The sequence below is a fragment of the Pseudomonas sp. GW704-F2 genome (assembly GCF_059423025.1).
Genome location: NZ_JBWKXO010000016.1, coordinates 41,289 through 63,687, shown reverse-complemented (window position 1 = coordinate 63,687; position 22,399 = coordinate 41,289). Strand labels below are relative to the sequence as shown.

General features: G+C 54.8%; 23 protein-coding genes. 6 read left to right on the top strand and 17 right to left on the bottom strand.

Features of this window, described 5'->3' with window-relative positions; translation table 11 throughout:
* Positions 1–6: 6 nt before the first annotated feature.
* The 7 genes from AC07W0_RS15455 to AC07W0_RS15425 all read right to left on the bottom strand — a co-directional run bounded on the left by AC07W0_RS15455 (position 7) and on the right by AC07W0_RS15425 (position 8,846).
* A complete protein-coding gene (locus AC07W0_RS15455; protein ID WP_057005876.1) occupies positions 7–771 on the bottom strand; it encodes a COG4705 family protein in 765 nt (254 codons plus the stop codon).
* 87 nt (positions 772–858) lie between these two features.
* Entirely contained in the window at positions 859–1,887 is a 1,029-nt protein-coding gene (locus AC07W0_RS15450; protein ID WP_057005877.1) for an ABC transporter ATP-binding protein, read from the bottom strand.
* The gene (locus AC07W0_RS15445) at positions 1,884–3,446 is read right to left on the bottom strand and encodes an ABC transporter permease (protein ID WP_082643910.1); all 1,563 of its coding nucleotides are present in this window, start codon (positions 3,444–3,446) and stop codon (positions 1,884–1,886) included. The genes AC07W0_RS15450 and AC07W0_RS15445 overlap by 4 nt, the downstream gene beginning before the upstream one ends.
* Positions 3,447–3,473: 27 nt before the next feature.
* Complete coding sequence (locus tag AC07W0_RS15440) at positions 3,474–4,487, bottom strand: iron ABC transporter substrate-binding protein (protein WP_057005879.1); 1,014 nt, start codon at positions 4,485–4,487, stop codon at positions 3,474–3,476.
* A 1,028-nt stretch (positions 4,488–5,515) separates the two neighbouring features.
* A complete protein-coding gene (locus AC07W0_RS15435; RefSeq protein WP_057005881.1) occupies positions 5,516–6,301 on the bottom strand; it encodes a glycosyltransferase in 786 nt (261 codons plus the stop codon).
* A 507-nt stretch (positions 6,302–6,808) separates the two neighbouring features.
* A complete protein-coding gene (locus tag AC07W0_RS15430; RefSeq protein WP_026140411.1) occupies positions 6,809–8,176 on the bottom strand; it encodes a sensor histidine kinase in 1,368 nt (455 codons plus the stop codon).
* The gene (locus AC07W0_RS15425; RefSeq protein WP_017850090.1) at positions 8,154–8,846 is read right to left on the bottom strand and encodes a response regulator transcription factor; all 693 of its coding nucleotides are present in this window, start codon (positions 8,844–8,846) and stop codon (positions 8,154–8,156) included. The genes AC07W0_RS15430 and AC07W0_RS15425 overlap by 23 nt, the downstream gene beginning before the upstream one ends.
* Before the next feature lie 146 nt (positions 8,847–8,992).
* On the opposite strand from AC07W0_RS15425, the gene AC07W0_RS15420 reads away from it, so the two are divergent.
* Positions 8,993–9,697: a response regulator transcription factor gene (locus AC07W0_RS15420; RefSeq protein WP_046482288.1), complete on the top strand. Its 705-nt coding sequence runs from the start codon at positions 8,993–8,995 to the stop codon at positions 9,695–9,697.
* 269 nt (positions 9,698–9,966) lie between these two features.
* Here AC07W0_RS15420 and AC07W0_RS15415 read toward each other — a convergent pair whose 3' ends face one another.
* From AC07W0_RS15415 to tnpA, 7 genes are all read right to left on the bottom strand, one after another.
* Positions 9,967–10,170 (bottom strand): co-regulatory protein PtrA N-terminal domain-containing protein, encoded by a 204-nt coding sequence (locus tag AC07W0_RS15415; RefSeq protein ID WP_017850088.1) that lies wholly within the window; start codon positions 10,168–10,170, stop codon positions 9,967–9,969.
* A 942-nt stretch (positions 10,171–11,112) separates the two neighbouring features.
* Positions 11,113–11,853, bottom strand: a complete 741-nt coding sequence (locus AC07W0_RS15410; protein ID WP_046482581.1) for a COG4705 family protein — start codon at positions 11,851–11,853, stop codon at positions 11,113–11,115.
* Between the two features lie 687 nt (positions 11,854–12,540).
* Positions 12,541–12,744 (bottom strand): co-regulatory protein PtrA N-terminal domain-containing protein, encoded by a 204-nt coding sequence (locus AC07W0_RS15405; protein ID WP_017850086.1) that lies wholly within the window; start codon positions 12,742–12,744, stop codon positions 12,541–12,543.
* A gap of 167 nt (positions 12,745–12,911) precedes the next feature.
* On the bottom strand, positions 12,912–13,490 hold the full coding sequence (locus tag AC07W0_RS15400) for a plasmid pRiA4b ORF-3 family protein (RefSeq protein WP_034112255.1): 579 nt from the start codon (positions 13,488–13,490) through the stop codon (positions 12,912–12,914).
* Between the two features lie 3 nt (positions 13,491–13,493).
* On the bottom strand, positions 13,494–14,999 hold the full coding sequence (gene tnpC / locus AC07W0_RS15395) for an IS66 family transposase (protein WP_034112254.1): 1,506 nt from the start codon (positions 14,997–14,999) through the stop codon (positions 13,494–13,496).
* Positions 15,000–15,036: 37 nt separating this feature from the next.
* Positions 15,037–15,381 carry an IS66 family insertion sequence element accessory protein TnpB gene (gene tnpB, locus AC07W0_RS15390; RefSeq protein ID WP_020723502.1) on the bottom strand — a complete coding sequence of 115 codons (345 nt, stop codon included), beginning with the start codon at positions 15,379–15,381 and terminating at the stop codon, positions 15,037–15,039.
* Positions 15,378–15,755 carry an IS66-like element accessory protein TnpA gene (gene tnpA / locus AC07W0_RS15385; RefSeq protein WP_158243614.1) on the bottom strand — a complete coding sequence of 126 codons (378 nt, stop codon included), beginning with the start codon at positions 15,753–15,755 and terminating at the stop codon, positions 15,378–15,380. The genes tnpB and tnpA overlap by 4 nt, the downstream gene beginning before the upstream one ends.
* A gap of 214 nt (positions 15,756–15,969) precedes the next feature.
* Between tnpA and AC07W0_RS15380 the strand changes: the two genes are divergently transcribed.
* The gene (locus AC07W0_RS15380; protein ID WP_102617664.1) at positions 15,970–17,160 is read left to right on the top strand and encodes an MFS transporter; all 1,191 of its coding nucleotides are present in this window, start codon (positions 15,970–15,972) and stop codon (positions 17,158–17,160) included.
* 353 nt (positions 17,161–17,513) lie between these two features.
* Here AC07W0_RS15380 and AC07W0_RS15375 read toward each other — a convergent pair whose 3' ends face one another.
* The 3 genes from AC07W0_RS15375 to AC07W0_RS15365 are packed head-to-tail and all read right to left on the bottom strand — an operon-like array spanning position 17,514 to position 19,130.
* Positions 17,514–17,720, bottom strand: a complete 207-nt coding sequence (locus tag AC07W0_RS15375) for a hypothetical protein (protein ID WP_057005883.1) — start codon at positions 17,718–17,720, stop codon at positions 17,514–17,516.
* Between the two features lie 12 nt (positions 17,721–17,732).
* Positions 17,733–18,380 carry a hypothetical protein gene (locus AC07W0_RS15370; RefSeq protein ID WP_057005884.1) on the bottom strand — a complete coding sequence of 216 codons (648 nt, stop codon included), beginning with the start codon at positions 18,378–18,380 and terminating at the stop codon, positions 17,733–17,735.
* 12 nt (positions 18,381–18,392) lie between these two features.
* Positions 18,393–19,130, bottom strand: coding sequence for a HupE/UreJ family protein (locus AC07W0_RS15365; protein WP_057005885.1), 738 nt, complete (start codon positions 19,128–19,130; stop codon positions 18,393–18,395).
* A gap of 513 nt (positions 19,131–19,643) precedes the next feature.
* On the opposite strand from AC07W0_RS15365, the gene AC07W0_RS15360 reads away from it, so the two are divergent.
* Genes AC07W0_RS15360 through AC07W0_RS15345 form a run of 4 tightly spaced genes read left to right on the top strand, consistent with a single transcriptional unit; the run spans position 19,644 to position 22,277 of the window.
* On the top strand, positions 19,644–19,943 hold the full coding sequence (locus AC07W0_RS15360) for a metal-sensing transcriptional repressor (RefSeq protein ID WP_032894820.1): 300 nt from the start codon (positions 19,644–19,646) through the stop codon (positions 19,941–19,943).
* Positions 19,944–19,950: 7 nt separating this feature from the next.
* Complete coding sequence (locus tag AC07W0_RS15355) at positions 19,951–21,087, top strand: nickel/cobalt efflux protein RcnA (protein ID WP_046482256.1); 1,137 nt, start codon at positions 19,951–19,953, stop codon at positions 21,085–21,087.
* Between the two features lie 12 nt (positions 21,088–21,099).
* Positions 21,100–21,537 carry a YqaA family protein gene (locus tag AC07W0_RS15350; RefSeq protein WP_046482254.1) on the top strand — a complete coding sequence of 146 codons (438 nt, stop codon included), beginning with the start codon at positions 21,100–21,102 and terminating at the stop codon, positions 21,535–21,537.
* Entirely contained in the window at positions 21,534–22,277 is a 744-nt protein-coding gene (locus AC07W0_RS15345) for a TraX family protein (protein ID WP_046482252.1), read from the top strand. Before AC07W0_RS15350 ends, AC07W0_RS15345 begins: the two co-directional genes overlap by 4 nt.
* The last annotated feature ends 122 nt before the right edge of the window (positions 22,278–22,399 follow it).

Genomic DNA, 22,399 nt, shown 5'->3' with positions numbered 1-22,399 from the left:
TTGGGTTCAATGAGTAAGGGGTTTGCGGTTGCCGATGCTGAATTGAGCCACGGCCACCAGCAGAACGATGACGAACAGGAACAGCGCGCTGGTCCAGCTGGCGCCCATGCCCAGGCCACCATAAGTCTTGGCCTGGGTGAGCAGGTCGCCCAGCGAAGCACCGAAGGGGCGGGTGAGGATGTAGGCGACCCAGAAGGTCAGCACGCTGTTGACGCCCAGGCGCCAGGCCAGCAGGGCAACGCCGATCAGGCCTGCGAAAATCACGGCGCCGAAGGTGAAACCCAGGCCCAGTGCTTCGGTGGCCAGGTCGCCGGCGGCAGTGCCCAGGGCGAAGGTGCAGAGCACCGTGGTCCAATAGAACCATTCGCGCCGTGGGGTGACGATGTCGCGGATGGACAGGCTGCGCTCGGTGCGGTACCAGAGCATGAAATTGAGCGCGAGCAGCACCGAGAAAATCGCTGTGCTGGCATACAGGCTGACGTCGAGTTTATCGGTGAGGATATCGGTGATCTGTGTGCCGACGATGCTCACCAGCACCACGGTCAGCCAGTAGATCCACGGCGTGTAGGCCTTGGTGCGCAGCTGTCCGAACAGCGCGAGCCCCAGCAGTGCGGCCATGCCGAGGCTGGTGGGGCCGGCGCCGAAGCCGGCATCCACGGCGAGGTAATCCGCTCCGGTTTCGCCCACGGTGGTGGACAGTATCTTGATCACCCAGAATGACAGTGTCACCTCGGGTACTTTGTTCAGCCAACGGGCTGCTGTGGCATTCATCGGGATTACCTCTCCTTGACCGCGCGGCGGTTGGCGCAAGGGAGAATGTACGGCACGAGACTTAGCTGAGACTGAGGGCCGGGTTTTTTATCCAAACAGCACGTGGGCGGTGCCCGTGGTCGACAGGTGCACCGCGCTGCCGGCCAGTGGCGCCAGCAGGCCGGCGCTGCGCACCAGGATCGTATGGCTCGGGTCAGCGTGCAACGCCACGGTCAGCGTGCAGGTGTTGCCGCCGAACTCGCGCTCGGTCACCACGCCAGGGCAACCGGTGGCACTGAGGTGCACCTGCTCAGGGCGCAGCATGATCCGCGCCGTGTCGTGGCTCAGCGGGCTGTTGGTCTGGATCCGCCCCAGGTCGCAGTCGGCCCAGCCGGCCTGGATACGCGCGGGCAGCACCACCGCATCTCCGAGAAATAGCGCGGTCTGCTCATCGGCCGGGTACTGGTACATCTCCATAGGGGGGCCCGACTGCACCAGGCGGCCCTGGCGCATCACCGCCAATTGGTCGGCAAACGACAGTGCTTCCGCCTGATCATGGGTCACCAGAACAGTGGTGATGCCGGCATCGCTCAGCAGCCGCGCAACCATCTTGCGCATCGCCGAGCGCAGGCCGGTGTCCAGCGCGGAAAACGGCTCATCCAGCAACATCAGCCTTGGCTGCTGGGCCAAGGCCCGGGCGAGTGCCACCCGTTGTTGCTGGCCGCCAGACAGTTCATGGGGCCAGCGCCGCGCCATATTGGCGTCGAGGGCCACGCTGTCCATCAGCTCGGCGATACGGCTGTGGTGCGCCTCGCCCTTGGCCGTCAGGCCAAAGCCGATGTTGTCGGCCACCGTCATGTGCGGGAACAGTGCGCCATCCTGCGGCACATAGCCGATCTGGCGCTGATGGGCCGGCACGGCGTGGGTGGTGTCCACCAGGACCTGGCCGTTGAGTGTGAGGCTGCCGCTGTCGGGGAATTCAAACCCGGCGATCATGCGCAACAAGGTGGTCTTGCCGGAGCCGGAGGGCCCGACGATCACCGTGCGCCCGCCGGTGGGCACCGACAGGCTGACGTCGGCCAAGGCGCGCTGGCTGCCGAAGGATTTGCAGAGGGCGTGGAGTTCAAGGGCGTTCATCGGCCTGCCGTGCGTTTGGATTGGTGGTAGAGGAGGCCGGTCAACGGCAGTGACATCAGGATCAGGATTAGCGCGTAAGGCGCGGCGGCAGCGTAGTCTATCTCGCTGGTCATCGCCCAGAAGCCGGTGGCCAGGGTGCGCGTGCCATTGGGTGCGAGCAGCAAGGTGGCAGTCAGTTCGTTGGCGATAGCCAGGAACACCAGCGCCGCCCCGGCAGCCGCGGCGGGTGCGGCCAGGCGCAGGGTGATCTGCCACAGGGCTCGGCCCGGCGAGCGGCCGAGGCTGCGGGCCATGTTTTCCAGCTCCACCGGCGCCTGGGCGATGCCTGCGCGCAGGCTCACTAGGGCCCGTGGCAGGAAAATCAACAGGTAGGCGAGCAGCACGGTAATAGTGGTTTGGTAGATTGGCCGGGCGAAGTGGATGGTCACCGTGACCAAGGCCAGCGCCACCACGATGCCCGGCAACGAACTGGTGATGTAGTTGCAACCCTCCAGAATGCGCCGCAAGCGCCCCGGCGCACGGATCGACAGCCACGCAATCGGCACTGCCGCGCAGGTGGTCAACACCGCGCCGGCCACCCCCAGCAATAGGGTTTGCTCCAGCGCCGGCAGCAATTCGTTGAAGCGCCAGACCTCGCGGCCGCCAGCGATCAACCATTGGCTCAGGGTCACCAGCGGAACGCCAAGGGCCAGCGCGCAGGTGAGGCTTTGCAGGCCCAGGGCGAGCGGGATGGTGCGCGGGCTCAGGCGCACGATGCGCTGCTCGCGGGCGCTGCCGGAGCCGACCCGCGCATAGCGGGCGTGGCCGCGTGCGGCGGACTCAGCGGTGAGCATCGCCAGGCAACACAGCGCCAGCACCGCCGCAAGCATATTGGCGGCAGGGCCGTTAAAGGTGGATTTGAACTGATCGAAAATCGCGGTGGTGAACGTATCGAAACGAATCATCGCGTACAAGCCGTATTCGGCGAGTAAATGCAGGCCCACCAGCAGTGCGCCGCCGCAGATCGCCAGGCGCAACTGCGGCAGCACCACGCGAAAAAAAACCGCCCACGGCTTGAGGCCCAGGGACTCGGCTACGTCTTCAATCGCAGGGTCGAGCCGACGCAAGGTCGCCGCCACCGGCATGTACAGAAACGGGAAATAGGCAATCACCGACACCAGTACGCCGGCCGGCAAGCCGTGCATCGAAGGCACCAGGCTCACCCACGCGTAACTATGCACAAATGCCGGCACCGCCAGCGGCGCGACTGCCAACAGCGACCACAGCCGCCGCCCCGGCAGGTCGGTACGCTCGGTCAGCCACGCCAGCGCAGTGCCCAGCAGGATGCACAGTGGCAGGGTGATCACCACCAGCAGAACGGTGTTGACCAACAGTTCACCCACACGCGCGCGCCACACCAACGCTTCGATCTGCGCCCAGCCGATTTGCCAGGACACGCCGATCACAAACGCAATCGGCAGCAGTGCCAGCAGCGACACCAGCACCGACAAACTCGTAACCCACCTGCCCTCACGGCCTTTGAACAGGCCGTGAACGCGGCGTTGCGCGGGCGCCGTCAGCGCTTGGGCCGCAGCCTCAGGCAACAATCAGAGCAGCCCGGCCTGGGTCATCAACTCCACCGCTTTTTTGCTGTTGAGCTTGGAGGCGTCGACTTTCGGCGCGTCCAGCTGTGCCAGCGGGGTCAGCTTGGGGTTGGATTGCGCGCCCTGGCCCACGGCGTATTCGAACGAATTGCCGTCCTTGAGGATGGCCTGGCCGTCTTTGCCGGTGATCCATTTCAAGAACGCCTGGGCTTCTTCTTTATGTTTGCTGGAAGCCAATACCCCGGCGCCGGAGATGCTCACAAACGCGCCAGGGTCCTGGTGCTTGAAATAGTGCAGTTGGGTGTTCTTGCTGTTTTCGCCGGTCTTGGACTGGTCGACGAAGCTGTAGTAGTGATAGATCACGCCGCTGTCGACTTGGCCGGCGTTGACGGCCTTGAGAACGGCGCTGTTGCCACGGTAGATGGTCGCATTGGCTTTCATCGCCTTGAGCCAGTCGAGGGTGGCGGCTTCACCCTTGAGTTCCAGCACCGCGGCGACGATGGCCTGGAAGTCGGCACCGGCCGGTGAGGCGGCCCAGCGGCCTTTCCAGTTGGCCGAGGCCAGGTCCATCAGGGATTTCGGCAGGTCGGCCTCTTTGAGTTTGGACGGGTTGTACACAAACACCGTGGAGCGTGCGGCAATGCCCAGCCACTTGCCTTGGGTCGGGCGGTAGGCGGCGTCCACCTGTTGCAGGGTGGCCGGCGCGACCGGCGCGAACAGCCCGGCATTGTCTACCAGCACCATGGCCGGGGAGTTTTCGGTGAGGAACACATCGGCCGGGGAGGCGGCGCCTTCCTGCACGATCTGGTTGCCCATCTCGGTGTCGTCGCCGTTACGGATGGTGACTGGAATCCCGGTTTCCTGGGTGAAGCCCTCAACCCAAGCCTTGGTCAGACTTTCGTGCTGGGCGTTGTACACCACGATGCCGGCCGTGTCGGCGGCATACACCTGCCCGGCGCCGAACAATGCGGTGGCGATAAGGGCTTTAGTGAGGAAAGATGGTAGACGGGAAGCCATACGTTGAATGCTCCGTTTTTTTATGGATACACGGGAAGCCCGTGGGTTGTCGATTGAGACTGGATCAATAGGAATCATTTGCATGTTGAAGCGCGGCGAATGTAGAGCCGTGAATGAGAAAAAAATGTCAAATAAACGGTTAACAAATGTAATTAGCCTTATCAGGCGACGCTGTTAGAACTATGGGAGGAAGCTGTTCTGTCTGCGCTTATTCTCTTGGCTGTAGGCAACTTCCCAAATGTAATTCAAACCCTCCGAGCTGGTGTCTGAGGCGTATTCGCTTGCATATATTCCGAAGCCATCTTCATTGCATTCAGGGATGCGAGGCATGGCGCAGGGCTATATCAACGACCGCACGACCGACTACCACAGCTTGAAATCCCGCTTGATGGACCCTGGCATCAGCCTGTAACGTTCTGACCATTTTGATGTGTTGATCCGCCACCTGCGCCGTGAGCTGGTGAGGTCCAGACAGCTGGTGATTGTGCCCTACAACCTGAGCTATTCGCTGGAAGAAGCCTGGTTGGTGCGCCATGCCGAAGCGATTCGCCGGAGCTGGATAAACGCCGCTGGCACCCAGGTGTCAACGACTATGACCTACTGCAAAGCCTGCTGGGGTGCAACTCGCTAGGCATCGGCAGCGCGCGTCCACTTCTCCTCCTTACCTCCAAGGGCATCGGTGAGAGCTGTCGGGGTTGGGTAGGGTGTCTTGGCTACCTACGTGACGCTTTTTCTTACAGAGATATTTCTTGGCTACCGTTGATCGTATTAACTTCAGTCCGCATGACCCTTCTATTAAATACCGCCTGATTACCTACTCGTCGAATAGCCCCCGCGTAGTAATCGAAGGGCTACCACAAATCTTCTGGGTAGATGGCTTGCCCAGAAGAGAGGCCAACTTCTGGCTATGGAGAGTGTCACCAATGGTGAAGCACAGCCTCTTTTTATATGCGCTGAGCTTATGTAAAGGCGAAGTTAGATAGCGGAATTTTTCTGAGGTTGAGCGAATACAGATCCGTTGCCGCCTTTTAACGTTTTAAACCCTGTGTAATCTGGTTATACATCCTGACTCTTCTGTGGTTTCTGGTGTAGCCGCCTAGTGAGGAAATCGTTCCACTTTGAATATGGTCTAGATAGCGAAACATTTTCCGAGGCGATATAAATCTAATTTTATAATCCAACTCGGTCATCCTGTCCTGAAGCTCATAGCCTGGATTGCGTTCATCCATTTGAAAATGCAAGCCGTGCTTTTTGATCAATCTTACATCCCACAGGGTGCAAAAGCTTTTTAGGTGTTTTTCTATATATGGTTTCGGTTCCCTCGATTTTATTCCAAGCGCTTTAAGACTACGCCTGGTGTAATGTTTAAAAAATCGTGATGATATTCTCCAGGCCGAGCGAAAAAAGCCTCTATTCAGCTGCTCCAAGCATCCAACGGCTGCTACGTCTTGTTGTTCGGCGCATTGCGCGAGCATCATGTTAAAAACTTCAAGGTCATAAATGAAAGTGTCGGTATGCAAAAGAAATACATATTCCGTTTCCACGAAACCTAAAGCGAGATCAAGAGCTCGGCCATGAGCAATATTTCCAGCCTCAGGATGCTCTGGTTTTCGCTCAATCAAGTTGATCCAACTTAAAGTTCGAAGATACTCTGTGCTTGAATCTCTGGAGTCGTTGTCCACCACATAAACAGAAATACCTTTTTCTTTCACGGTATCTTGCAGGAGCTGGAGGCATTTCTTGGTCAGCTCAAGCGACTTGTAGTTAACCAAAGCGATGCTGTAGATTGCCTTTTCTGGGTGGTGATCTTTCATAGCCAATTAACTCTCGAATTTGATTGTCTTTGTTATAGCAGGCAACAACCAGCGAAGCCGCCCGGCTACCCCCCCCCATCGAAAAAGTATGCTCGTCCAATTCTGAGACTTTTACATTGGATGCGCGCAATTAAACTGCCATAAAAAGACAATGCCTCTTATTGCAGAATTTTTTACCTATGGAGAACTCAATGCCTAGCTGTTTGCTTTAGGGGATTTATTCTTTATTTATTCTGCGCCTGGGAGCTTATAGTTCAGTTCCCTTGCAGATGAATTTTTTGACAGGTTTGTCGCTATGAGAGGTGGTTGATACCCCAACAATCGTCGCATCCTACTGGTAGGCAAAAAAATTCAGGATGTAACTCTGAAACGAAAGCAGGTCAAAGACCTGCTGACGTGCATAGCGGACGATCCAAATACAGGGATATCAGTTGAGCCAAGAGACAGGCAAGCAATCGAATGGGTTGCTCGCCGAGTGACGAAAGCTTTAGATATGGATACAGGGTCTCAAGCGTTTTGTGCTTTACCTATCAAGTCCACCCGGCATCCAGGCCGGGCATCGTGCACCTGTAGGGACATGTCATGTAAACGTGCTACAGCTGAAACCATACTTAAGCCCAGGCCATTGCCTGGCGTATGACGGCTGGACTCTGAGCGATAAAGTCTACGGAAAACCGCTTCCCGTTCCTCCTCCGGTATTCCGGGCCCATGGTCACGGATACTGATTCCACAGTTGTTAGAATCTGCCGAGACTGTTACTTCGACGTCACTTCCGTCCGGTGAAAACTTGATGGCGTTATCGATGAGGTTGCAAACCGCATCAAACAGTAACTGCGAATCCCCCATTACTGTGTCGACTCCCTCGCATGGCTTGAACTCTAGATTCATACCACGTTCATCAGCGAGAGGCTCAAAGAGCTCAACTGCATCAGCGCAGATTTGATTGAAACCAACAAGGGTAAAATTACTGCGTCTAGCACTGCCTTCTATTTCTGAAATGCGCAGCAGTGCCCGGAAGGTTTGCATTAGACCCTTAGCATCCTCAATGGCTGTGTCGATGGCGCTGGCGTACTCTTTTTGCGTCAAGCTACGCCGCTGTGCACGTTCTAATCCAGCGATCAATCGAGTCAGCGGTGTTCGCAAGTCATGAGCAATATCATCGCATACACCTTTGACTTCACTCATCAGCCGTTCAAGTGCATCTAGCATGCCGTTTACCACGCCGGCAATACGATCAATATCGTCGTTATTTCCCCGTGTAGGTAAACGCCCACTGAGATCACCCTCCACAATTATTTTTATGGAGCGGCTAAGTACGTCTAAACGGCGGCGAGCAGATACGCCTAATGCAATCGCTCCTAGTAGCCCAACTACTATAAGTAGTGAGCCTCCTGAAACCAGAGCATTGACCAAAAGTTCGTCAAACTCACGAATATCGTGAATATCCTGGCCGATCAGAAGAGTGCTTCCATCATCCAGTTTGTGAACAAGGTAGCGGATAGGCCGATCATGCCCGTTAGCTTTATCCCAGAAAAATTCCGCAGGCTTATCGTATGCACTGAACGTAGGCAGGGTTGATAGCGCCCCCGCAATCGTTGTACCAGCAGAATCGAATAGCGTATATGGGAGCCGCCCTTCGGGGTCTTGTTCCGTATGTTTAAGTATTTCTGTACGTCGTAGCGCAGGCTCTTGGGCGTTTTGGCGGTCTACCTCTCGATGCAGTGCAGTATCCACCTCTGAGATCAGATATCCGGTAGTCTGCCAATAAATATAACCAAATAACGCGAAAAACGAGCACCCAAATAATGCCAGGAACATAAGGGCTGTTCGAAAGCTGATGGTACGTGGAATCTCACTCAGGCGAACGTAGGACATAACCAGCCCCCCGAATGGTTTGGAGCATTGGAGAATCGCCCTCGCCATCAATCTTATGACGCAGACGACCAATATGAACATCTATCACATTGGTGCGGTCGTCATAACTATAATTCCAGACAGCCTCGAAGAGCATGGTTCGCGTGACGACTTGCCCGGCATGTTGAGCGAGATACTCTAGTAACGCGTATTCACGAGGCAATAAGTCAATCTGTCTTTCGCCTCGGCGCACTGAGCGTCGTAGGAGGTCAATTTCCAGATTCCCAATGCGTAATCGACTGTCTCGATTTGCTGCGGAAGGAGGTGCCCTTCGGCGATTCAGAGCATCTAGTCGAGCAGTCAGCTCAATGAACTCGAACGGCTTGGTCAAATAGTCATCGCCTCCTGCACGAAGGCCTCGAACCCGCTCATCTAAAGCGCTTAGCGCACTGAGAATCAGAACCGGTGTGGTGATGCCGGAAGCACGCAATGCGGTAAGCATACCTAGGCCGTCAAGCGCTCCAGGTAGCATGCGATCAAGAACAATGATGTCGAAGGTATCGCTAATGGCTGCTAACAAGCCTTCACGACCATTGTTTACAAGGGTCACGTCAAAGCCATGGTCTTGAAGTGCTGCCTCGATCTCCCGCGAGGTGACAGGATCATCCTCGATAACCAGTACGTGGGTCATAGGCGTCGCGCTGAGCTCCTGGCTTGAAATTAATAGGCCGATGTAAATCAAACGACCCCTTTGATGGCATAGTGTGCCAAGCCAGTCTATACACTGAGCTTCCGACAAGATGAAAAAAAATTTATTTAAGTCTTTGCGAGGTTTGAGTGCGTATTTTAGTCATTGAGGATGATGCCCGTACCGCTTCATACCTAGTGCGAGGACTCGGAGAGAGCGGACATGTCGTCGATGCCAGTGCAGAAGGTCGTGACGGGCTCGCGATGGCGCTTGAGGGTATCTATGACGCTTTGATCGTTGATCGATGCCTACCTGGTATGGACGGTTTGTCGTTGGTTCGAGAGTTACGCAGGGAGGGGATGCAGACGCCAGTATTGATGCTCAGCGCCTTAGCCTCGACCCAGCAGCGAGTTGAGGGGCTTCAGGCGGGTTGCGACGACTACTTGGCGAAGCCCTATGCCTTTGTTGAAGTATTGGCGCGACTGGAAGGGTTATTGCGACCTAGAGATCAACAACCTGGTAAGGCGAGTACCTTGTGTATTGGCGAACTGTGCCTTGACTCTGCAGCTCGGCAGGTAACATGGATGGGGCGAACGATATCCCTTGCTCACCGCGAAACCTTGATTCTAGAAAAACTCATGAAACATTGTGGTGAGGTTGTTACTCGCTTGATGCTACTTGAGAGTGCATGGGACTATGAATTCGATCCAAACGACAACGTTATCGATAAACATATTTATCGCCTACGTCGAAAGTTAGATGATGGATTTGGAATTTCGCTAATTGCTACCATTCCTGGCGCAGGCTATTGCCTCAACGTATCGACAAACTTATCTGAAGCTCCTGCTCGATAGTAACCTGAATCGAAGCAGCTGGGTGGTGAAATGCTTGCGTATCATTAGAGCAGCTTTTGTGCTGCCGACCAATTACTCGGATTGTCGGTGTACCCCGCAACCCGAGCAGGTCGTTTTGACTGTTTAAAGGATTAGTCCTACTGCCACACGGCGAGTAAGCGACTCTGGTTATGCGTCCTTTCGGCAGTTTTCCCGACTGCACTTCATGGCACTTAAAGCGCATGATCGAGTAGTCGGCTGCTAATGAATTTGATGAGTAGAACGCCCTATCAATTCGAACGTGCGACATCGTTGGACGCCGCTTTTTGATTGCTGGCAACGGCGGTTGCGTGTTCAGATTTTTGGTAGGTTGTCATTGCAGACGCTCTTGCGGCCTCCATCTGCGCCATTACTTTATCGCCACCGCCTTCTGCCATCGCAGCTACAGAGGCACTCATCAAGGTTACGATCAAAAGAGCTTTCAGGGTTTTCATGGCAAATCTCCAGTGTTTAGGTTCAGCCATCAGAATGTTTGCTGGCTTGGGCTAATACTAAAGCTGGCTGTATTTCACGTTCTTCCCCGCAAAATGAATTTTCTGACAGGTAAATATCTGAGGTGCGCTATGTGTGACTTTCGTATCCTGGAGGCCATTTCTTCAGACCACTATCTGCATTCTCGGCGAGTACGATAGGAATGTAGAAGTGGCCCTGCCTTTCCCGACCTCTCTTCGCCAATAACAAGTACAGGATGAAAATATGAGCAGCGATATGGAGGCGTGAGTGCCCGGTACGAAGCGCGCGAGAAATATGCTCTTGGCTTCGTATCGCTCGAAAAAGGCCTTGCTGCTCTGAATCAGTTCAGGGTGGCGGCTCGAAGGCGAGAAACCGAGAGTTTTTGGGCGGGTGTCGATGCCCTAGCCAAAACGAAAGACCATCCCCACGTCAGCACCCAACGTCGCGGCGAATACCAACGCGCAGAGCAACAAAGGCACTGAGCGCGATTATTATGGCAGTGCCTGAAACAAAGACTCCGATGATCGGAACTGACTCGGAAAGAGCCAAGAAAATACCGCGAGATACGCAGCATGGGGATGCACCGTGAGGAACTCAATGAGCGTTGAGACAGGGACGCCATGATTCGGGGGCTGCCTATAGAGTACCGGTGATGAGACAATCGTGCCCGATAGGTCACACGACCATTCTGAAGCGGTCAACGGTAGCGGGAAATTCCTCGATGCGTTTTTCAAAGCGCCTAATTGGCTTAAGATCAAATGCCCTATCGAGCATTTTCGATTTTTAGACCAGGCACATCTCAAGGTTGGGGCGACCACACAACGTAGTCAACAGTGACGATGAACGCCGTACGCGGAAAACTTGGCTCACACAAAACGCTGCCAAGCACCAACTCGACCTTGTAGCACTCCCCCACAAGCCGTTCAGCCATACATTTCTTCAGCGCTGCGTGCCTTGACGGCGAAGGACACCAACACTACCAACACACTGGCCAACACTAACGATGAACCAACGGTGCCAAAATCCAGACCGCCTTTTTCGTGAGACTTGGTCAAAAAATCGCCGAGTGTCGCGCCGAACGGTCGGGTCAGGACAAACGCCAACCAGAAGAGCAGCACTGTGGAAATCCTCGTGTAGAACTTGGCCAGCATCACAGCGGTAATCGCCGCCCCGATCAGCAATGCACCTCCAGCGAAGCCCAGTCCGGAGTCATCTGCCAGGTAGTCGCCTAACGCTGTGCCCAGCGTGTTGGAAATCAGAATTGCCGCCCAATAGAACACCTCGCCCTTAGTGGTGTGGATGTTGTTTACCGACAGCGTTTTCTCGCTCAAGCGCCAGACCGCAAAAATAGTGATCAACAGGCTGATCAGAATTAGAGAGCCGGACGCATAGCCTAGGCCCAAGGTACGATCCATAAAGTCCGACATGGTGGTGCCTGCGGTACTGGTGGAGAGAATAACGACCCAGTACAACACGGGATTATAACTTTTCGAAAATAGCTGCAAACCAAGTGTAATCAGGAAGGCGCTTATCAGGATCATTGAGCTGATCGCATACCCCACATTCAGCGTCATCGACAGTAAATCACCCGCAGTCTCACCGAGGGTGGTGGCGCAGATTTTCATCGCCCAGAACGCCAAGGTTATTTCTGGCAGCTTATTCAAACTGATAGGGGTGCTCATAGGGGGGGTTCCTGAAAACGGATTAAATCTATAAATTACAGCGTCTAAAAGCTCGCCGTTCGCACCGGACTCACATGTATCATTAGAGACGACCAGTATAGGTTGTGAGTGCAACGTTCAAGCTATAGCTCGATGTATGGACGAGTACAGCTTAGGGGGCAAAATATAAAAATCCTGTCAAATAATAATCAGGATTAAGTTTATTAATCGTGTTGTCTCTGGCGTAAAATTCAGCCCTGAGGGTTTATTTTATTAACCATCCAGCAAGAAGTTTTCAGCTTGTTGGAATTAGGATTTAATGCGAGCTAACGAGCAGATTTATTGTGATTTTTTAATTTCAATAAAATTGTCGCCGGCTATATTTTTCACGTGAGTCTTGGATGTGGGGCACGCAATTTAGATTGGCTATAACTCCCATATAAATTATATGCGTTAAGTATCATCATGCAAAAAGTAATTTTTGCACGCCCGTTGCTCGGATTGTCGATGCACATCGCAATCCGAGTTGAAATCTTTGATTCTTTTAACCTGGTAACCCCTACTGCATGCTGCGAGCAAGTGGCTTTTTTAGTGGTTGTTTTTAGCAGGTTCTTTGGCTGTGGCCCATGGCAGTTAAAGCGCACGAGCAAGTCGCAGTCTGCTAAATGCTTTGATGAGTATTGCGTAATATCAATTTGTGCATTCGACATCATTGGATGGCGCTTTCTGATTGCTGGCAACGGCGGTTGCGTGTTCAGACTGCTGGTACGTTGCCATCGCAGACTCTCTTGCGGCCTCCATCTTTGCAGTTACTGTATCGCCACCGCCTTCTGCCATGGCAGCTACAGAGGCACTCATCAAGGTTACGATCAAAAGAGCTTTCAGGGTTTTCATGGCAAATCTCCAGTGTTTAGGTTTAGCCATCAGAATGTTTTCTGGCTTGGGCTAATACTGAAGCTAGGGGCATTTCACGCTCATCCCCACAAAATGAATTTTTTGACAGGCAGATGCCTAGGTGTGTCCCGTGTAACGTAAGCGTCCGAGCTACACCGTCTTGCAACTCAAATCTTAATCCGTTTAAACCACTGGTTCACGCGCTCGCACTCAAATGCCGCTGGATCAAAAACATCTCCATACCATTCAACCATCGCGTCATGCTCTGGATGATCGGGGTTGGCCATCGCTTCTAGAAACTCCTCATAGCCAGGCCCGCCACCTACGTCTTCCGGTGGGCAAGCATTGGCGCCGTCGATGCAATACGGAACCTGAGGACAGGCAATAGCAGGTAGCATTTTTTCGACCTTGATACGGTGATGCCAACTGTCACCAAAGTCGTAAAGATAATTAAATGTCCGCTTTCCGTTCAGCGCCTTGATCAGCGTTTTACGGGCTTCCGGGTTCACCGTCGGCCCCCAGCCATCAGGATCGGGAATACCGTAATTCTCACCGGCAATTTCAAACTCATGCAGATGGCTATCACTCCAGCCCATCACGACCTGGATGACATGGTGCAGTTTGCCCAAGGTAATATTTTCAGGCACCGCGAACCGACGCCAGATCGTCGGAGTGATCCACTTCAGCTCAATGTGCAGCAGCAACAAGTCGGAGGCGGGTTTGGGTAAACGGACAGTTTTAACCATGGATCAGGCGGCCTCGCAGTGTTCAGTGTGGTTCAAAGAAATGTTCCAGGGCAGCAACTCGCTCACCCGATTGATCGAGTGTTCGGCAATGCGCTCAAGCACGTAGGTCAGATAGGCCTGTGGATTTAACCCGTTTAACTTGGCAGTGCCCACCAGGCTGTAAATCGCAGCCGCTCGTTCTCCGCCTGCATCGGAACCGGCAAACAGGTAATTTTTTCGACCCAATGCGACGGCGCGTAACGCGCGTTCGGCGGCATTGTTGTCGATTTCGATTCGGCCGTCATTGCAGTAACGCGTCAGCGCCTGCCACCGGTTGAGGGCATAGAGGATCGCACCGCCCAATGCCGATTTTTTCGACAGTTGAGTCAGCGTCTGGTTAAGCCATGCGTGTAGTTGTTCCAGCAGCGGACTGGCCCGGCTTTGTCGAACCGCTTTTCTCTGATCTGGCGGCTGTCCTCGGATCTCGCTCTCGATGGCATACAGGGCCGCAATCCGTTGCAGCGCCTCGCTGGCAAGTGGTGAAGCCTGATCTTTGTAGACATCGTAAAACTTGCGGCGGGCGTGAGCCCAGCAGGCGGCTTCCTGAATGGTGCCTTTAGCATAAAGCTGAGCAAAACCGGCGTAGCCGTCAGCCTGCAAGATCCCGCTGAAACTCTTGAGATGAGCGCGGGGATGTTGCCCCTTGCGATCCGGCGAGTAGGCAAACCATACCGCTGCCGGTGTTGAGTCGCCCGCAGGTCGGTCGTCCCGCACGTACGTCCACAGGCGAGCCGTTTTGGTTTTGCCGTTGCCCGGCGCAAGTACACCAATCGGCGTGTCGTCGGCATGGACTTTATGGCCGCTCATGACATGGCGTTCAAGGGCGCTGATCAGCGGCCTGAGTAATTGACTGCTCTGGCCGACCCAGTCGGCCAGGGTTGAGCGCTCCAGCTCCACGCCCTCACGGGCGTAAATCTCGGATTGCCGATACAGCGGCAAATGGTCAACAAACTTGGAGACCAGCACGTGGGCCAGTAGCCCAGGGCCTGCAAGGCCTCGGGCTATCGGGCGACTCGGTGCCGGCACCTGAGCGATGTGCTCGCAGCAGCGGCAAACCAGCTTCGGGCGAACATGGCGGATCACTTTGAAACGCGCCGGGACGTACTCCAGCACCTCCGACACATCCTCGCCCAAATGGCGAAGTTTCCCACCGCAGCCAGAACATTTTGATTCAGGCTGATGGACGTGAATTTCGCGAGGCAAGTGTTCAGGTAATGGCTTGCGCCGAGAGACAGGGCGAGATGGCGGTTCGGTTGGCGGTGTCAGTTCAGTCTGGCTGACTTGCAACTCTTCAAGACTCAGTTGGAGCTGATCGATCATCGCGTCCAGTTGCTCGGAGCTGCGACCGAACTGCATACGACGCAGCTTGGCGATCATCATTTTCAAACGCTCAATCTCTGCCCGCTGGGCAGAGACCAGAGCCTTCAAGGCTTGAAGATCGTTAGGCAGGGAGTCGGTCGCGAGAGTCATGACCGAATGTTACTTGGGATTTTTTCAGCGTGGCAAGTCAGACCGCGAGGACGGGCGCTGTACGAATTGGCCTGCGCCAATCAATGCCTTCCAACAGCATCGACAACTGCGCAGCCGTCAGCGACACGCTGCCGCTGGTTGCTTGCGGCCAGACGAAGCGCCCTTGTTCCAGCCGTTTGCAAAACAGGCACAACCCGTCGCCGTCCCACCATAGCAGTTTGATCCGGTCACCGCGCCGTCCGCGAAAAGCAAAGATCTGACCCGAGAAAGGATCGGCTTCAAGCTGAGTCTGCACCAGCGCGGCTAAACCGTCGAAGCCACGGCGCATGTCCGTGACGCCGGCGGCGATCCAGATGCGGGTTCCAGCAGGAGGAGCAATCATCGCAGTAACTGCTGCAAGATGAGTTGCAAGGTCTGCGGTTCTGGCGTGCCAGTGATGCGTAGCGTGGCTTTACCCACTTCAACAACCAGCTCGGAATGAAACTCGAATTGAGGCCGGGCGGCTTGCGAGACATCCGGCGACGCCTCGATCACCTGGACAGGCAAAAATGTTGCACTCTGGTTAACCGGGCCGAAGGCTCCTTCCTGATACTGGTGCCGCCAGCGAAACACCAGGTTGGCATTGACGTCATGCTCACGAGCGATCAACGACACGGAGGCGCCAGGCTGAAACGTGGCCTCAACGACCTGGCGTTTGAAGTCCAACGGGAAGTTGGGGCGGCGGCCGGTTCGACGAGCGGGGGCAACTGTATCCAAGATAGTGTCCACTAAAAAATGGTGTCCACTATCTTGGCCAATTTGGAGGGCTGTCAGGAGAGGGTGCTGGCCGGACGGTTACCGTGTAACCTCCATATCTTGGGCACCATTTCTTCCTACTACTATCTGCAGTCCACGCGAGTGAGATAGTCACGTGGAAGGGGCGCTGCCTTTCCATACCTCTCTGCGGCACCGACGAGTACAGGATGAAAATATGAGCAGCGATAGTCCTAATACAAATGTTGAGCGTCTTCGGATTCCGCGCACGATCTGGGCGTTGGGCTTTGTTAGCCTGTTCATGGATCTATCGTCTGAGCTGGTACACAGTTTGCTGCCTGTGTTTTTAGTCACTACGTTGGGCGCGAGTGCATTGACTGTAGGGGTGATAGAGGGGATTGCCGAGTCGACCGCCATGTTCGTCAAAATATTCTCTGGCGCCATCAGCGACTTTATAGGGCGACGCAAAGGACTAATGCTACTTGGATATGGTTTGGCCGCCCTGACCAAGCCGCTTTTCCCTTTGGCTCACTCGGTTGAGGTGGTCTTCACTGCTCGCTTTCTGGATCGTATCGGTAAAGGGATTCGTGGCGCACCGCGAGATGCACTGGTCGCAGATGTTTCGCCACCAGAGATCCGGGGCGCCTGCTTTGGGTTAAGACAATCGATGGATACCGTAGGAGCCGTTCTTGGCCCCGCTCTGGCCATATTGCTGATGTTGTGGCTCGCAGACATACAGCTTGTACTGTGGGTTGCAGTGATTCCTGCAGCAATAGCGGTGACTCTAATTGTCACAGGAGTAAAAGAGCCCGTACACGCCCCCAGTGAACACAAATTTCGCTCTCCGATTCATTGGAGAGCCTTGCTCGACTTCTCGTCTGGGTACTGGTGGGTTGTTGTCATTGGCGGGGTATTTACACTAGCCCGGTTCAGTGAAGCGTTTCTGGTATTACGGGCCCAACAGTTAGGCTTTTCGGCCACCTGGACTCCACTGGTGATGGTGGTAATGGCACTTTTCTATACCTTGTCTGCTTACCCTGCCGGTTGGCTATCTGATCGTATCAGCCGTACGAAACTGCTCGTTGTGGGGATGGGATTACTCATCCTAGCGGATCTGGTGCTTGCTCAGTCCAGCTTTGCCATCACGATGATGCTGGGCGTTGCATTGTGGGGGCTTCATATGGGATTCAGCCAAGGCATTCTTGCCTCGCTTGTAGCCGATAAAGCGCCTGGAAAACTTAAGGGCACCGCCTTCGGTATTTTCAATTTGGTCAGTGGTGTATGCATGCTGATCGCCAGTGTTCTTGCGGGCTGGCTATGGCAAAGCATCGGATCAGACAGCACCTTCGTCGTGGGGGCATTGCTTGCCTCAACAGCTCTTCTCTTACTGTTGCTGAAGAGTCAATAATTCCTCAGGTCAGATCATCTGCTCACTGGAACATCAGGTGCCCATTCGTCTCGTCCATCAGATCGATATGCCGCGCCGGCAGTTTCTGCCAACCTGAAGCCTGCCAATAGGTGGCGGTCAAGGGTTGGGTTTGCGCCATGACAGCATAGCGCTCGGTATCGGTTGCATGGCTACGATAGATATCGAAGCCTTCGGTAAGTATCAGTGTCTAGCATCCGTCGACGAGTAGTCCCTCTGGCTCAACGTGGCCGGTTTAACTCCCTGGATTGGACAACCCAAGAAGTGCCGGCCACGCCGATCCAAATGCCAGCCCTTCAATAACCTCGCAAATTTAGCTTTATCTTTGCAGGGTTTTACTCGTGTGAGTGGCCGTGTTCAGCACTTTCGGCGGTATGAAGTTTTTCGCCACCATCGCATGCCGCCATCAGGCCAAGGAAGCAGATCAGGAGCATCGAACGGATCAGGGTCGTTTGAGTTTTCACGGGAGCACTCTTCAAAAAATGGATAAAGAAATTTCCGTGGTTAGGCTGAACGCTGCCTTTCGACAGCAGAACAGCCATCGCCGCATAGGATTACTGTTTGACGCTCAAGTAATCGCCGGTGGCTTTCAGTGAAATGGTCACGTCACTGTTGCTGCGGTTACGCCAAAACCAGCCATGAGTACCGTCAAAAATCGCGGTAAATTCTCCCTGGTTATCTTTGACTTGTTTGCCTTTACCATAACTGTGGAAATAGCCTTTTTTAGCGTTGTAGGGCTCGCCATGGGTCTCGTAGTTCACTGGCCCGCCAACCGCTGTCCATTCATAGCTGACAGTCCTGCCCTTCAGGACTTCCAGTTTGATTTCTTTCCCTTCACCAGGCTTGAGCATGACGGTGATTTGATTGGTCTTCAGAGCAGAGGTAGGTATCGCCACTGGCGGAGCAACGGGTTTCGCAACAGGTTGGACTTGCGCAACCTGCTGCGCCGGAGCCGGAGCTGAAGGGGCTTGTTGAGGTGGCGCTGTATCCGCCAAAGCCTCTTGGGCAAGGATGATCTTCAATTCGCCCATCTGGGTCAGCCCGAGTGCTCGACCCAAACCTGTAGGATCAATGGCGTATTCCGAAGGCATTACGACCGTTACCAGAAGACCGGCAGCAACCAGTATTGCAATGACAGTCGAACGTAACAGTTTGCGAGTGCTGGGCAATTCATTAACAGTTGGAAGCGGAGTATTGAACATGGTCAGAATTCCTTACGCAGAGACAAATAGGCCAGTCAGCTGGTAACCCATCAGCAGGAAACCGGCACTCATCATGGCGACGTTGGCGGTATAGGCGTGGCGCCAGAAACTGCCGGTGCGCCGCCAATACCCCATCAGAATGAGAATCGCGCTGAGGGCCAGCAATTGGCCGATCTCGACGCCGACGTTGAAGGCGATCAGGTTGGGAATCAGGCCATCAGGCGAGATCTCGTACTCCTGAATCTTGGTGGCTAGACCGAAACCATGGAGCAGGCCGAAGATTAGCGTGGCCACCTTGGTGTTGGGTTGGAAGCCGAACCAGCGCTGGAATGCACCCAAGTTATCGAGCGCCTTGTACACCACAGAGAAACCAATGATGGCGTCGATGATGTAGGAGCTGATGCTGATCTCGGTCAGCACGCCCAGCAGCAGCGTAACCGAGTGGCCTACAGCGAATAGCGTGACGTAGAGCCCCACGTCTTTCAGGCGGTAGAGGAAGAAGATCACCCCGAACAGAAACAGCAGGTGGTCGTACCCCGTCATCATGTGCTTGGCGCCCATGTAGATGAAGGGCAGCAACATGACGCCGGAACTTTCCTGGATGAAGCCCTTGTCACCTTCCGCGACGGCATGAGCCATCGCCTCGGGCATCCCGAGGAAAAGTGCAGCGACAAGTAAAAACAACAGCAGTAGTGGGCGGTGCGATGGCGCAGTGAATGCGACAACGCCACTCATTGAGTGCGAATGCATAGATCAATCCTACGTTGCAGGGATCAAAGGCCGCAGTGCGGCCATGGTCAGGATGCGAACGAAGGACGGGGCGGACGCTCGATCAAGAAAATCGGCGGACGAGGAACGGAATATCTGCGCGCATCAACTCGTATGGACAGCTTTGGCTGTGCAGCCAAACTCAACGCGGACGTGAGCTGTGGCGTTTCGTGCTGATGGTCAGGGGTCAACGGCGAGTGGTAATGATCCGAGTAGCTCGCGCTCGACATCTCTGCCTGCTGCTCATGGGAGTGATGTGCGTCTTGCGCAATCTCCCAGGCTGGCTGTTTCGATGTCACCGACAACGTATAGGTGTGCCCGGCCCAAGCCACAAACATGGCGAGAGCAAGTGCGATTACCACCGTCATTGTCAGTGTTTTGCTGAACATAGTGTTCGGGTTTCAACTCGTTTTGTAGGGCTTTGATTCGTTTGACCGTATCCCCCTAGGGGGGATACGATGCCAGCGTAATTCATTGAGGCCTGAGGCTCAAGTCATGAGTGAGCACGAACACGAACACAGCCATCCCCACACCCACCAAAGTCATGAGGCGATCATCAAGCGCCTCAAACGAGCGGACGGCCATTTACGCGGCATCATCACCATGATCGAAGAGGGTCGTGAGTGCGTGGACATTGCTCAGCAGTTGCATGCAGTTGAGAAAGCCGTATGTCAGGCAAAACGAACGCTCATCCAAGATCACATTGATCACTGCCTTGAGGACACCGTTTCGGCGCTGGGCAATGGAGAGCGTGCACCGCTGGAAGCTTTCAAACAAATCACCAAGTACCTTTAGGTCTGATATGCCCAACTTCGCTGAACTCTTGCAACAGGGTGGTTCGCACGCCTGGCTGTACTTCCCGAGCGCCATTCTGCTCGGTGCTTTACATGGGCTTGAACCGGGCCATTCAAAAACCATGATGGCGGCTTTCATCGTGGCCATCCGTGGCTCGGTAAAACAGGCCGTATTGCTGGGGCTGGCTGCAACGCTATCGCACACCGCCGTAGTGTGGCTGGTCGCCATCGGCGGCATGTATCTGGGCAAAGGCCTGGACGCTCAAACCACTGAGCCATACTTCCAGCTAGCATCCTCTGCCCTGATCATCGTAATTGCGCTGTGGATGCTTTGGCGTACATGGCGCGGTGAGCAGATGTTCAAGTTCGAGCAAGGTGATGATCACCACCATGGCGAGCATGACCACGGCCATCATGATGAAACCCACCGAATCGATACTGGCCATGGTCGTGTTGAGCTGTCGATCTTCGAAGACGGTGTGCCACCGCACTGGCGCATGAAGACATTGACCGGGCACGCTTGGGCAGCCTCAGATGTTCGTCTGATGACTACCCGTCCGGACGGCAGCACCCAGTCGTTCACCTTCGTCGAGCGCGAGGGCTTCCTGGAATCGGCAGTCGATATCCCCGAGCCTCATGAGTTCAGTGCTCGCTTGAGTCTTGGGCACGCGGGGCACTCCCATGATTATGACTTGGACTACCAGGAGCATAATCACGGCCATGTGCATTCCGAACTGGAAGGCCTGGAGTTGTCGATTGACGGCTATCAGGATGCACACGAACGTGCTCATGCTAACGATATCCGTAAACGCTTCACTAACCGCGAAGTCACCACCGGCCAAATCATCATGTTCGGTCTGACTGGTGGTTTGATTCCTTGTCCGGCTGCTATCACCGTTCTGTTGCTATGTCTTCAGGTCAAAGAGGTCGCCTTGGGTGGCGTGCTAGTCCTGTGTTTTAGCATTGGTCTGGCACTCACACTGGTAACCGTCGGTGCTGCAGCCGCGATTGGCGCCAAGCAGGCGTCCAACCGTTGGCCGTGGTTCGGCACCGTTGCGCGTCGTGCGCCCTACCTCTCCAGTGTCCTGATCATCGGTGTTGGTCTCTACGTGGGCTTCCATGGCTGGATCGGCTTGAACGCTTGAGGCGACTCTTTCGTGTTTGAACTCACCAGCTACGTTGGTCTATTCCTGGCGGCATTCGGTGCCGCCACGGTATTGCCAATGCAGTCTGAAGCCGTGCTGGTCGGAATGTTGCTCTCCGACCGGTACGTCGTATCTACGCTCTTGGCGGTCGCCACTTTTGGCAACGTTCTTGGCTCCGCACTGAACTGGTTTGTGGGCCGTTCTGTTGAGCGATTCCGCCACAAGCGCTGGTTCCCCTTGAGCGAGAGCAAGTTAGAAAAAGCCCAGCACTCCTATATGCGCAGCGGGCGCTGGTCACTGTTGCTGAGCTGGGTGCCCATCATTGGCGATCCGCTGACGGTCGTCGCCGGAGTCATGCGCGAACCATTTTGGAGTTTCCTACTGATCGTCACCCTGGCCAAGGGCGTGCGTTATCTCGTGCTTACCGCAGTCACATTGGGATGGACATGACGACGGCTAATACAACCCCGCATCCTTCACTCAAGAACCGAAGCATTAGCCTGGATCTGATCAAGTGGCTGGCGATGCTGACCATGGTTATCGATCACTTGCGCTTGGTGTGGCCGGAGATGAGCAATCTGTTTATTCTGGGACGACTGTCTTTTCCGCTGTTCTGTGTCGCCATTGCGGCCAACGTGGCGCGCTCCAAACCGGGCGAATTGCTGACGGCGACGAATGGTCGATACCTTGCGTTGATGCTGTTGTTTGCTGCCATTTCAGAAGTGCCTTATCGCTACATCAGCACCTCGGGATCATTCAACGTGTTGGTTACCCTGGCATTAGGGCTATTGATTGCGTGGGGATTGCAATATCGCACCTTGTTGAGCGGCGCTACGGCGTTGATGGCCGCCGCAGTTGCCTACGTGCTGGATGATCCACTGATGTATGGCTTCTACGGAGCACTCCTTCCATCGGCGGTCTTGTTAGCGATCAAGAGCCCCGGTGTTCTTTGGTTGCTGCCAGCGGCTCTATGCCTGTTGAGCAATACCCGCAGCAGCATCGTGACCAGGGCGATGGACTTGGAAATCTATTCATTGTTGGCTTTGAGCTCCGCGTTCGCGGCTCCCCTGATCGGGCTCTGGCTTCTTCGTCAGACTTTCACCTTCAAGGTCTGGCCGGTCGGGCAATGGGGCTACTGGTTCTATCCGGGGCACCTTGCTGCTTTGCAAGCTCTCCGGCTTCTGACCTGAGGGAGGTCAAATCAGATAGTGGGAGCCTGGTGCTTATTAGTAATCGATGGTAGAAATTGCATTGAGCAACAGAAGTATAAGTAAGCGAGAAATACTCGCCAACGCCGACAGGGGCTAGTAAA